Annotated in this window: 11 protein-coding genes; 3 read left to right on the top strand and 8 right to left on the bottom strand. The window is 42.0% G+C overall.

Features of this window, described 5'->3' with window-relative positions; genetic code table 11:
- Positions 1 to 37: 37 nt before the first annotated feature.
- From sufU to mecA, 6 genes are all read right to left on the bottom strand, one after another.
- The gene (gene sufU, locus HMPREF0848_RS07560; RefSeq protein WP_008535729.1) at positions 38 to 472 is read right to left on the bottom strand and encodes a Fe-S cluster assembly sulfur transfer protein SufU; all 435 of its coding nucleotides are present in this window, start codon (positions 470 to 472) and stop codon (positions 38 to 40) included.
- A complete protein-coding gene (locus HMPREF0848_RS07555) occupies positions 459 to 1,691 on the bottom strand; it encodes a cysteine desulfurase (RefSeq protein ID WP_008535728.1) in 1,233 nt (410 codons plus the stop codon). The genes sufU and HMPREF0848_RS07555 overlap by 14 nt, the downstream gene beginning before the upstream one ends.
- A 53-nt stretch (positions 1,692 to 1,744) precedes the next feature.
- The gene (gene sufD, locus HMPREF0848_RS07550; protein ID WP_008535727.1) at positions 1,745 to 3,007 is read right to left on the bottom strand and encodes a Fe-S cluster assembly protein SufD; all 1,263 of its coding nucleotides are present in this window, start codon (positions 3,005 to 3,007) and stop codon (positions 1,745 to 1,747) included.
- A 36-nt stretch (positions 3,008 to 3,043) separates the two neighbouring features.
- Positions 3,044 to 3,814, bottom strand: coding sequence for a Fe-S cluster assembly ATPase SufC (gene sufC / locus HMPREF0848_RS07545; protein WP_021144922.1), 771 nt, complete (start codon positions 3,812 to 3,814; stop codon positions 3,044 to 3,046).
- A 159-nt stretch (positions 3,815 to 3,973) separates the two neighbouring features.
- Positions 3,974 to 5,131 (bottom strand): glycosyltransferase family 4 protein, encoded by a 1,158-nt coding sequence (locus tag HMPREF0848_RS07540; RefSeq protein WP_008535725.1) that lies wholly within the window; start codon positions 5,129 to 5,131, stop codon positions 3,974 to 3,976.
- 3 nt (positions 5,132 to 5,134) lie between these two features.
- Positions 5,135 to 5,884, bottom strand: a complete 750-nt coding sequence (gene mecA / locus HMPREF0848_RS07535) for an adaptor protein MecA (protein ID WP_008535724.1) — start codon at positions 5,882 to 5,884, stop codon at positions 5,135 to 5,137.
- A 206-nt stretch (positions 5,885 to 6,090) separates the two neighbouring features.
- On the opposite strand from mecA, the gene HMPREF0848_RS07530 reads away from it, so the two are divergent.
- Positions 6,091 to 6,462: a DUF3021 family protein gene (locus HMPREF0848_RS07530; RefSeq protein WP_037609335.1), complete on the top strand. Its 372-nt coding sequence runs from the start codon at positions 6,091 to 6,093 to the stop codon at positions 6,460 to 6,462.
- 59 nt (positions 6,463 to 6,521) lie between these two features.
- Here HMPREF0848_RS07530 and HMPREF0848_RS07525 read toward each other — a convergent pair whose 3' ends face one another.
- Positions 6,522 to 7,376: an undecaprenyl-diphosphate phosphatase gene (locus tag HMPREF0848_RS07525; protein ID WP_008535722.1), complete on the bottom strand. Its 855-nt coding sequence runs from the start codon at positions 7,374 to 7,376 to the stop codon at positions 6,522 to 6,524.
- Between the two features lie 203 nt (positions 7,377 to 7,579).
- On the opposite strand from HMPREF0848_RS07525, the gene HMPREF0848_RS07520 reads away from it, so the two are divergent.
- Together HMPREF0848_RS07520 and HMPREF0848_RS07515 are read left to right on the top strand one after the other, a co-directional pair.
- On the top strand, positions 7,580 to 9,130 hold the full coding sequence (locus HMPREF0848_RS07520; RefSeq protein WP_008535721.1) for an ABC transporter substrate-binding protein/permease: 1,551 nt from the start codon (positions 7,580 to 7,582) through the stop codon (positions 9,128 to 9,130).
- Complete coding sequence (locus HMPREF0848_RS07515; RefSeq protein ID WP_008535720.1) at positions 9,130 to 9,870, top strand: amino acid ABC transporter ATP-binding protein; 741 nt, start codon at positions 9,130 to 9,132, stop codon at positions 9,868 to 9,870. Before HMPREF0848_RS07520 ends, HMPREF0848_RS07515 begins: the two co-directional genes overlap by 1 nt.
- Before the next feature lie 87 nt (positions 9,871 to 9,957).
- Here the strand turns inward: HMPREF0848_RS07515 and HMPREF0848_RS07510 are convergent, their stop codons facing one another.
- Complete coding sequence (locus HMPREF0848_RS07510; RefSeq protein ID WP_008535719.1) at positions 9,958 to 12,525, bottom strand: SEC10/PgrA surface exclusion domain-containing protein; 2,568 nt, start codon at positions 12,523 to 12,525, stop codon at positions 9,958 to 9,960.
- Positions 12,526 to 12,534: the final 9 nt, after the last annotated feature.

Raw genomic sequence — 12,534 nt, 5'->3', positions numbered from 1 at the left:
ATTTTCCTTTTTTAAAGGGTTGATTAGTTTTCTTATTTTAAAGCTCGCTTCTCTCTATAGCCTTTTTGAGAGCATTCCAAGAGAGGGTTGCACATTTGATACGTTGTGGAAATTTGGAAACTCCTGCCAAGAGCTTAGCTTCACCTAATTTATCTGTATTGATGTCATGTTCTCCTTGAATCATGAGCGAGAAAATTTCCGCCAGTTCTAAAGCTTCTGCCTTAGTCTTCCCAATAACAGCATCCGTCATCATACTTGATGAGGCTGTCGAAATGGTACAACCATCGCCAGCAAAGGCAATGTCTTCAATCACATCCCCATCAAATTTGACTGACAGATTGATAACATCTCCACAAGTCGGATTATTCAGTTGAAGTTGCTCCACATCAGGCAAAACACCATGATGGTGAGGGCTCTTAGAGTGGTCGGCCACAACAGCCATATATAAACTATCTAGTCTAGAGAGTGCCATTGAAAAACTCCTTCGTCGCAAGAATTGCCTCCACAAGCTTGTCACAATCCTCTTTGGTATTGTAAACATAGAAGCTCGCACGGGCAGCTGATGAAATACCTAAATGAGTGATCAACGGCTGGGCACAGTGGTGACCTGCACGCACGGCCACCCCTTCATAATCAAGGGCAGTCGCCACATCATGGGGATGTAGTCCATCAATATTAAAGGCAATAACACCAGTATGTTGATTAGGATCTTCTGGGCCATAAACCGTCAAACCTTCAATTGCTTGAAGCTTAGGCAAAACATAGTCTACTAACTCTTGCTCATAAGCATGAACATTTTCCATACCCAGGTTAGTGAGGTAGTCCACAGCAGCACCAAGAGCAATAGCTCCTGCAATATTAGGTGTCCCAGCCTCGAATTTCCAAGGCAGTTCCTTCCAAGTAGCTTCTTGTTCGTAGACGAAATCAATCATCTCACCACCAAATTCAATAGGATTCATCTGGTTGAGAATTTCTTCCTTGCCATAAAGCACACCAATTCCTGTTGGACCTAACATCTTGTGCCCAGAAAGGGCAAAGAAATCACAATCCAAATCTTGAACATCAATGGTCATGTGAGGGGCAGATTGGGCACCATCCACAACCATATAAGCCCCAACTTGATGGGCTAGCTGGGCAATCTCCTTAACAGGATTGATACAACCTAGAACGTTAGAAACCTGAGCCAGACTTACAAATTTTGTCTTTTCTGTAATCTTATTGGTCAAGTCTTCCATATCCAACTGACCGTCTTTTAAGTAGGCATAGACAAGCTTAGCACCCGTCTTCTTACAAGCTTCTTGCCAAGGAATGACATTAGAGTGGTGCTCCATAATGGAAATAAGCACTTCGTCTCCTGGTTCAAGAACCTGCTCCGCAAAACGACCAACCCAGTTAAGACCGGTTGTCGTTCCACGTGTAAAGAGCACTTCTTTAGTTGTTTTCGCATTGATAAACTGACGTAACTTTTCACGACTAGCTTCGTAAGCAGCTGTTGCACGCTCTGCCAAGGTATGCACGCCACGGTGAACATTGGCATTATCCTCATGATAATAGGCCATAAGGGCGTCTAAAACCACTTGAGGTTTCTGAGTCGTCGCTGCATTATCCAAGTACACCAAGGGCTCATCATTAACTACTTGATCTAAAATGGCAAAATCTTGTCGAATCTTATAGGCATCTAAAGTTGACATCTTATCTCCCTATCTAGATATATCATAAGTTAGACTATCTGTGTCGATAGTTCCTAACGTTTGTTTAGTTTTGTATCTGTTACAGAAATCATCTCGTCACGCACTTCTTTAACTGGGATTTCAGTGATAACTGCTCCCAAGAAGCCACGGATAACCAAACGTTCTGCTGTGTCTTGATCAAGTCCACGACTCATGAGGTAGTACATATCCTCTGGATCCACCTGACCGATTGAAGCTGCATGTCCTGCTGTAACTTCATTTTCATCAATCAAAAGGATTGGGTTAGCGTCTGAACGGGCCTTGTCTGAAAGCATGAGCACACGGCTTTCTTGTTGCGCATCAGCACCCTTAGCACCTTTGACAATGTGACCAATACCATTGAAAGTCAAGGTACCACGTTCTAAGATAACCCCATGTTGTAGGATATGACCCACAGAGTTGTTACCATAATTAGTCACACGAGTATCAATTCCTTGAACCTGACGGCCAGATGAAAGTCCGATAACCTTAAGATTAGCATGGCTACCATCACCAATCAAGTCACTATCAAAGTCTGCAATGACATTACCCTCGTTCATAATACCAAGAGCCCAATCAAGACTCGCATCACGACCGATACGTCCTCGACGACTGATATAGGTTGTCACATTTTCACCCAAACGGTCAATGGCCGCAAACTTAACTTGGGCACCGTCTTGAGCAATAACTTCTACAGAAATATTAGCACTGGCTTTTTCAGTCGCTTCACCTAGGGTTTCAAAACGTTCAAGGTAAGTCAATTTACTGTTTTTACCAGCTATAATTAAAATGTGTTTGTTAAACGGAACATTTGAAGTCCCATCTTGGTAGAAATAGCCCTCAACTGGCAAATCAACTTCGACATTATCTGGCACGTAAAGGACCGCTGCACTATTGAAGTAGGCATAGTTATAAGCTGCCAATTTGTCCTCATCATAGGCTACAGCCTTACCAAAGAAGGCTTCAACGACTTCTGGGATTTCCTCAAGAGCAGTTGTAAGGTCTGTGAAGACCACACCTTGGCTAATCAAGTCAGCTGGCAATTGTTCAAGAACAGTATTGGTTCCTACTTGAACCAATTTAGGGTTGTTTCCGAGCGCTGTAAAATCAGGCACATTGGCTGATGGTTCATTTTCAGTAAGCGTGCCATCACCGAGATTCCAACGATGGAATTTTACACGCTCAATTCTTGGAAGACCCAAGCTTTCAAGCTTATCAAAGGCTGATTGACGAAGGTCTTGCAACCAGAGTGGCTCTGCCTTTGCTTGAGAAAAAGCGATAATAGATTCTTTTGACATAGGTTACTCCTTTTCTAGTTATTTCGAGTAACTGACTTAAGCTTCTTCGTGGTACTCGTAGCCGAGCTCTTCAGCGATTTTCGCATACCCTTCTTGCTCAAGACGAGCAGCCAACTCAGGACCGCCTGAAAGAACCACTTTTCCTTCCATCATCACGTGTACCACATCTGGAGTGATGTAGTTCAAGAGACGTTGGTAGTGAGTGATAATCATGGCACCAAAACCTTCACCACGCATGGCATTAACCCCTTTTGAAACTACTTTAAGGGCATCGATATCAAGACCTGAGTCAATTTCATCAAGAAGGGCAAATTTAGGTTCCAACATGAGCAATTGAAGAATTTCGTTACGTTTCTTCTCACCACCTGAGAAACCTTCATTAAGGTAACGCTCAGCCATTTCTTCACGCATACCAAGTAATTCCATTTTCTCATCCAATTTAGTGATGAAATCAAGGACAGAAATCTTATCCTCATCTTCTTTACCAGCGTTCATAGCCGCACGGATGAACTCAGCATTCGTAATCCCTGGGATTTCAGCTGGGTATTGCATGGCAAGGAAAAGACCGAGACGTGCACGTTCGTCAACTTCCAAGTCAAGGATGCTTTCACCATCAAAAAGGATGTCACCTTCTGTGACCTCATAGTTTGGATTACCCATGATAGCAGCTGAGAGGGTAGATTTACCTGTTCCGTTAGGTCCCATGATGGCAGCAATCTCACCCGTTTTAAGGGTCAAATTGAGACCCTTCAAGATTTCCTTATCTTCAACAGAAACATGAAGATTTTTGATTTCAAGTACAGACATTGTATACTCCTTTTTCATATATACAGCGAGACTCAGCTCGCAAAATATCATTATTTTTTGAAAACAGCATTGCTATTTTCTGGAAAACAGGAAACAAATTCCATCTTCCTTAATTAGAATCATTATAACAAAAAAGCCATTACTTGGCTTTTCAAATGTTTATTTTTTTCGTTCTTGCTTCCATTTCAACATGGTCGCTTGACGATAGTCGCTATTCCCGATAAATTTCAAGAGATTAAAGAGTGGTGTCCGACCAACGCCCCAAATCTCAAGCCCTTCAATCAGAATTTCCATTCCCAACATCAAGCTTAACAGTAAGAGAATACCACCTAGACGACTAGAAACATTAAGCAAGAGGGCAATCAATGAAAATAGGATAGCGATAGCATAGACTACTAAAACAGCTCCTCGATGAGTGAACCCCATAGCTAAAAGTCGGTGGTGTAAGTGCATCTTGTCAGCTTCCATAGCTGGACGCCCAGACAACTTACGACGGACAATGGCCACCACCGTATCTACAATCGGTACCCCAAGGATAATAACTGGCGATAAAATCGCTACAGCCGTTGCATTTTTCAAACCCTGAAGCGATAAGACACCAATCATAAAACCAATAAAGAGAGCCCCCGTATCACCGAGATAAATAATAGCAGGGTGATAGTTATAAGGGAAAAAGCCAACAATAGCCGCCACCAAGACAAAGATGGTCATGGTCAAGAAAATATCAGTATCATAGAGGAAGAAATAAGAAATTACCCCCATCGTCATAAGGGAAATGATGGAAACTCCTCCGACCAAACCGTCCAAACCATCAATCAGATTAATAGCATTGGTGATGGCAGTAATCCATAATACCGTTAAAATCAAGGTCAATACTGGCCCAAAATAAATCATAGGACCACCAAAAGGAATCTTAAAGCTATCAAATCGGAAGTCCGTAAAAGCCCACACGACGATTGCTCCAGTCATAATACCAATCATCTTAGGCAGAGGCTTTAATTCTAGAATATCATCAATAAAGCCTGTCAATGCGACGATAGCTCCCCCCACGACAACGGGTAGAATGTACCTAATATATGAAATATGCCAGATTTCCTTATGGATGACCATGGGCATGAACACCAAGGTTGATAATACAAAAGACAACAAAATAGCTAAACCACCTGCACTAGGCATTGGTTTTTTATTAATACGTCTAGCATTTGGATTGTCAACAGCTCCGACACGAAAGGCCAAAGAGCGAACTATAGGGGTCGTCACAACAGCGATTAAAAAAGCCCCAATCAAGACAAAAATATAGTTAATTGTCCAAGGCATATCTTAGCTCCATTTCGTTGCTTGTAATACCGGTAAGGCGTCCTCTTCCATCAAGATTATTGCATGCTCTTGTAGGTAGGCACGTGTGCGATCTGCCACATTTGCATATTCAAGGAAACGCGCATACATATTGTTCGCGTAGTAATCAGGCTCATCGGCCAAGTAAAGAAGGATTGTCATATAGTAGGCATCGCCAAGTTTATACAGCTCAGAACCTTCTACAGGCACATCCTTCAAGCCTTGCGTAAAGGTCACCACTTGATCAAAATCAGAGAAAGCCAAGACGTAGTGGGTATAATCTTCACGAATGTTTTCCTCAGCTTCTTCTTTGCTAGGTTCTGTCATTGACTTATCAACTTCTTCCAAAGTCTTTTCGAGTTCTTCAAGCTTATGGTGAGCCTCAATATCTCCCTTATCCATGAAGTTTCCTTCAAGAGCCTTGAGGAACTCTTCTGGAGAAAGGCCAGAGTACTCATCCATGTCAGACAAATCGTTGAAGTCAAGCTCTTCCTTAATATCTGATTTGGTTACGAAAACATCCACACGGTCCTTGCGTGGCGTGACACGAAAGCTCAGCATTCCGCTATTTTTAAAGTTATCTGGCAAGTCCAACTCATCCATAACAGTGTAGAAAAATTCCTCTGTTTTTTCCTGGGGAATCAAGAAATCTTTCAACTCCATACCATGCTCTTCAAGATCTTCCATGGTAATCATGATTTTTAGAGTTGTCTCGCTTATTTGTTTCATTTCCATATGTAAAAAACCTCGCACGAGTAGTTATTTCATTATACTAGAAAAGCCAAGAGATAGCAATTTCTGAGCAAGTTTAGATCTTATTTTAAGAAGCTTTTCTAAAAATTATCTAATGCTAATAAAACCTTGTATTCCCCCATTAATACCTATCATCTCCCCCAGAAAGTTGTATAATAAAAGTGAACCTATACGTGGAGGTGATGACCATGACTGCCTACAAAAAAGGGTGGCTACGAGCTAGCATTGCTGGGGGAATAACGAGTTTATTGACGCTCCTTCTCTACTTATCCGGGCAACCTCATCAAGTAAATAAATCTACCTTTCTTACGGGGCTAATTGTCGCCATCATACTAGCAACTGCTCCCATTTACGACGATAACCGTTTATCGCTCAAACAGCAATCACTGCTCCACTTCTCAATCATGTGTGTTACCATCCTTCCAATTCTATGTTTATCTGGATGGTATCCCTTGCATAATGTCGTGGACTTCTTGAAAATCCTAGCGAGCTTCTTAACTTGCGGACTGGTCCTTTGGACACTAGCTTATCTTATCTTTGGAAAACTTATCCACAAATGATTTCAAAACCAGATAAAAAGGACTCCAATTGAAGTCCTTTTCAGTTTACTTAAAAGTAATTATCCAAAAATAAGTTTGATTGCTCCATAGAGAAGCACGATAATACCAAGTACAATACGGTATTTTCCGAAAACCGTGAAGTCATGTTTCTTAATATAGTTCATCAAGAAGCGAATGACAAACAAGCTGACAACAAAGGCTGTTACACTAGCTACCAGGAGAATGGCTACTTGTCCTCCAGTCAATGTATTCCCATCAATAAAGTACTTAACTGCCTTAAGACCACTGTAACCAAACATGGTTGGAATACCAAGGAAGAAAGTGAAATCAGCGGCTACGCTACGGCTAGTACCAACGATGATACCCCCAAGAATAGTAGCACCTGAACGGCTTGTCCCTGGGATGATACTCAAAACTTGGAAAAGACCGATATAGAAAGCTGTCTTGTAAGACATTCGTGCCAAATCGGTTACCTTAGGTTCAACACGTCGATTACGGTCCTCAATCCAAATAAAGGCAATCCCGTAGACCACCAACATGATGGCTACAACAAGGAAATTACTGAGGTGAGCTTCCATCCAATCATCCAAAAAGAGTCCAATGAAAGCTGAAGGGATACAAGCAATGACTACCTTAAGCCAAAGTTGCCAAGTCAATTGCACTTCACGTGCTGTCTTACCAGGTTGGAAGGGATTCAAACGTTTAAAGTAGATGACCATAACCGCCAGAATAGCTCCAAGCTGAATAACGATATTAAACATATCGATGAAGGCTTTACTTTGTCTTAAGTTCAAGAATTCATTAACCAAAATCAAGTGACCTGTTGACGAAATAGGCAACCACTCAGTGACTCCTTCAACAACCCCTAGAAAAACCGCTTTTAGTAATTCAATAATATACTGTGCCGTTTGCATAATTCACTCCGTTTTAAAATGTTAGTCTTATCACACTAATAGTGAGTAAGGCTCTAAATTGTCCTTCCCATTATATCAAATTAGCAACTGTATTTAAAGACAATCCTGATATACAGTTTTTTTCTAGTCTTAACTTATTGTCATCAGTCCTAATTTCCTGTAAAATAGTAAGGAATGACATTTTTATAGGAGACATTGTTTCAATGAAAAAAATTATTGTAGCCTGCTTTGCAGCGCTTCTCCTCGTTTTTGGTGGGGTATCAAGCGCTCAAGCAGACGAGTATCTCCGTGTCGGGATGGAGGCTGCCTACGCACCTTTTAACTGGACACAGGACGATAACTCAAATGGAGCTGTTCCAATCGAAGGAACAAAACAGTATGCCAACGGTTATGACGTGCAAATCGCTAAAAAAATCGCTGAAGCTCAAGGTAAGAAACCTTTAGTCGTCAAAACGGCCTGGACCGGTCTCATCCCTGCCCTCACATCTAGTAAGATTGATATGATTGTTGCAGGTATGAGTACAACTGCTGAACGCCGTAAAGAAATCAACTTCTCAGATAGCTACTATACGAGTGAACCTGTAGTTGTGGTCGATGCAAAAGGTAAGTATGCCAATGCAAAAACGATTGACGATTTCAAGGGGGCCAAGATTACTGCCCAACAGGGAAACTACTTGGTAGACCTAATCACACAAATTCCAAATGTTGATAAACAAACACCCATGAGTGACTTTGGTGCCATGCGTCAAGCGCTATCTTCTGGCATTATCGATGGTTATATCTCTGAGAGACCTGAAGCACTTACAGCTGAGGCAGCTAGCTCAACTTACAAGATGATAGCTCTCAAAAAAGGTGACGGATTCAAGGTCTCTAACGACGACATTTCGATTGCCGTTGGTCTTCGTAAGGACGATACAGAAACACTCACTCAAGTTAATAAGGTCCTTGCCACTATTAGTCAAGATGACCGAGCTAAACTCATGAACCACATCATTAGTATTCAGCCTGCTGAAAAACATGATGAAACAAAGAAGACTGGCTTCTTTAGCCAAATGGCAACTATTCTAAGTAAAAACTGGCCACAATTCTTACGTGGTACAGGAATTACCCTTCTTATCTCAATTGTCGGTACTGTTGTTGGAACCTTCATTGGTCTTATGATCGGTGTTTACCGCACAGCTCCAAAGGCTGCGAATAAATTGGTGGCCTTGCTCCAAAAAGTCTTCGGTTGGATTCTCAATGTTTATATTGAAGTCTTCCGTGGCACTCCTATGATTGTACAATCTATGGTTATCTACTACGGTACTGCCCAAGCCTTTGGTATCAATATTGACCGTACCCTAGCCGCTGTTATTATTGTGTCTATTAATACCGGTGCCTACATGAGTGAAATCGTTCGTGGTGGTATCTTCGCAGTAGACAAGGGACAATTCGAAGCCGCAACTGCTCTTGGTTTCTCTCACGGTCAAACCATGCGTAAGATTGTTCTTCCACAGGTTATCCGTAACATCTTGCCAGCCACTGGTAATGAATTCGTTATCAACATCAAGGATACTTCTGTTTTGAACGTTATCTCTGTTGTCGAACTTTACTTCGCTGGTAATACTGTGGCAACACAAACTTACCAATACTTCCAAACATTCTTTGTTATCGCAGCCATCTACTTTGTCCTTACCTTTACAGTGACACGTATCTTACGTTACGTAGAACGCCGCTTTGACCAAGATACATACACACAAGGAGGGGCTCACTAATGACTGAGACGATTTTAGAAATCAAAAACCTCAAAAAATCATACGGACAAAATGAAGTCCTCAAAGATATCTCCCTCAGTGTTAAAGAAGGGGAAGTTATCTCAATTATTGGTTCGTCAGGTTCAGGTAAATCAACCTTCCTTCGCTCCATTAACTTGCTTGAATCACCTTCAGGCGGTGAGATTCTCTTCCATGGAGAAAATGTTCTTGAAAAGGGCTATAATCTTACTGCTTATCGTGAAAAACTAGGAATGGTGTTCCAATCCTTCAACCTCTTTGAAAACCTCAACGTTTTAGAAAATGCCATCGTGGCTCAAACAACTGTTCTCAAACGTGATCGCAAAGAAGCTGAGAGTATCGCCAAGGCAAACTTGGAGAAAGTTGGCATGGGTGAACAATATTGGAAAGCTAAACCAAAACAACTTTCAGGGGGACAAAAACAGCGTGTTGCTATCGCTCGCGCCCTCTCTGTAAATCCAGAAGCCATCCTATTTGACGAACCTACCTCAGCCCTAGACCCAGAAATGGTTGGGGAAGTTCTCAAGACCATGCAGGAACTATCTCAAACTGGTTTAACCATGATTATCGTAACCCATGAAATGGAGTTCGCACGTGACGTTTCAGACCGTGTCATCTTCATGGATCAGGGTGTTATCGCTGAACAAGGTAGTCCAGAACAACTCTTTGAAAATCCTAAAGAAGAACGTACCAAGGAATTCCTCAAACGTTTCTTGGGTTAAAAACGAAAAAGTTAAGGTTTCGACCTTAACTTTTTTTAGATTCTCAAATATATAAAAAAACGGCATCTGCCGTTTTTTTGTCTATAATTAGTTACGACGTGTACGTCTGTCAACAAAACCAAGGAAGGCCAAGATGGTCATAAAGAAACCTACAAGGCTAAGTCCTGCTGCAGCTGACTCACCTGTTGCTGGCAAGCTATCTGCTTCTTGTACAGGAGCTTGTTTCTCAGCTTTGGTTTGAACATAACTTACAGGAATTTGATCTACTGTTTGAGCTGCCTTTTCTGGTGTTGTGAAAGCAACAACCTTACCATCTGCATCATAAACAGGTACTGGTGTAAGACCTTTAGATGTGATGTCCGCAAACTCTTTAGCCAATTCTGTTTGACGTTCTTTGTCCGCCTTAGCTTTCATATAGTTATCAAAGACAGTTTGAAGAGTCGTATAGTCGCTTGTTAATTTATCACGTTTAGCGGACAATTCAACAAGTTTCGCACGCTCAGCTGAGAGAACACCTTTCGCCGCAGTCAATTTATCAAAGACTGTTGCACGTTCTGCCTTAGCCTTAGCTAGATTACCTGAAGCATTCGTAAGGGCTGCTACACGGTTCCTAGCAGCTGTCAAAGCTTGGTTTGCTTGTGTCAAGGCTGCTTGTTTCTTAGCAGTATCTTGTTTAGCAGCGTTATAAGCATTTGTCAAACGTTGCAAGGCCGCAGAGCTTGTTGCAAGATTAGCTTTAGCTGTTTGAAGCTCAGCTTGTTTTTCATCAAGAGCTGCTTGAGCTTTGCTGAGAGCTGCTGCTTTTTCTTGTGCATTATCATTAAGGTTGGCAACAGTAGCGTTAGCCTTTTCCAATTCTGATTTGGCTGTAGCAAGGGCTGCTTGTTTTTCAGAGAGGTTAGTCTGAGCTGTTGCCAACTTGCTTGCTGAAGCTTTAAGAGCAGAAAGTTCTGATTGTGTATTATTAAGTTTAAGAGTTGCAGACTCAGAGGCTGCTTTCTTGCTTGCTAAATCACTTTGTGCTTGATCGTTAGCTTGTTTAGCAGCTTCATATGCTTGCTTAGCAGCTGTTTGGTTTGAGCTTGGAGCTGGTTGAGATTGGTTAGTCTCATATGGATTAGGAATCTTAGTCGTATCAAAGTCACTATCAGGACCAGTAGAGTTTTTATTCACATTGTTAACGTGAACGTTAAAGGCACCTGCAACGACACTGACATCTGTACCAAGGTAAGTTTCGCCTCCATCTGCTAGAAGCCCTGCAATAGAACGAGCGTGGTTCCACTCTCTACCATTAAACATGAAGTCAAGCATAGCTTCAAATACATATTTCTTAAGGTCATTAAGAGTGAATGGACCTGTCAAACCTTGCCATGTGTTGAGGTTTTCACCAATACTTACACTATGGAAAGACTTACCAGCACGGTCAAGAGCTGCACCATCATGTTGGTTATTACGGATAGATTCCCAACCCCAGTTGTCAGCAACATAACCATCTGTAACACGGTCTGCTGCCAATACACTACCTTTAGATACAGATGTTTGAGTTGTACCAAAGGCTGTACGGATTTGGTTAACCAAACTTGAAGCATACAATGACAGATCTGTAATTTGAGCTTCACTAAGATTGTTCAAATCACTGATTGTCACATTTTTATCTGCTTCATTATCTTGGTAGCTATTGTTACTACGATCACGTTTGTTAACGTTCTTCAAAGTCTGTTCAGCTTGTGCTTTTTCTGCTGCTGTAGCTGTTTTTGACTCATATGTCTTAAGAGCATTGACATACTCTGACGATACTGTGAATCTTTGGCGAGCATTGGCTGTAGTAGCTGTTGAAGCTTCTGCTTTTTTCTTAGCTGCTTCGGCAGCTGCAAGAGCGGCTGCTTTTTCATTGGCTACTGTTTGGGCATTTTCATAAGCTGCTTTAGCTTGGTTAGCTGCATTTTGATCTGCAGTCAATTGCCCTTCTTTAGCTGCAATAGCAGTTGCCTTTTCTTTATCAGCTGCCTGAGCGGCTGCCAATTCTTCTTGGGCTTTCTTCTCAGCTACCGTTGCTGCATCAAATACAGTCTGTGCTTTAGCCTGATTAGAGGCTGCATCAGCAGCACTAGAACCATTAAGAGCAGCTTTAGCGGCATCAACTGATTTTTGAGCATTGGCAACTTCTGTTGCTTTGGCATTGACCTTAGCTTGGTCTGCATTTACCGCAGCTTGTTGCTTGTCTGCTGCAGCTTTAGCAGATTTTTCTGCTGATTGAGCACTAGAAACTGCTGACTTAGCGTCATTGGCTGCTTTTTCAGCTGTAGTTACTTGACCTTGAGCAGCTGCAATAGCTTCTGGACTTGCCTCATTGGCTGCTGTTTGCGCCTGTTGCAAGTTGGCATCTGCTGTCGCTAGGTTTGCTTGCGCCTGGTTAACAGTCGCTTCGTTATTAGCAACTACTGATGCTTGTTGTGATACTGCTTGATTAGCAGCGTTGGCTTGTTCTCTAGCCGTTTCGACTTGGGCTTGAGTTGGGACAGCTTGTGTAGCTGTTGATGATACTGATGCTGTTGTTGAGGCTTGATCGTTTGTCGTCACCTCATCAGCTTTAGCAACTGTGGCAGAAACCGCAAGAGCTGCAATTCCGGCTGTCGCCAAAACCTTTTTATTCATAAGACGAAC

The sequence above is a fragment of the Streptococcus sp. C150 genome (genome assembly GCF_000187445.1).
GTDB lineage: Bacteria > Bacillota > Bacilli > Lactobacillales > Streptococcaceae > Streptococcus > Streptococcus raffinosi.
Note: the sequence above shows the minus strand (reverse complement) of the source record. Positions and strands in the feature narration are given on the sequence as shown.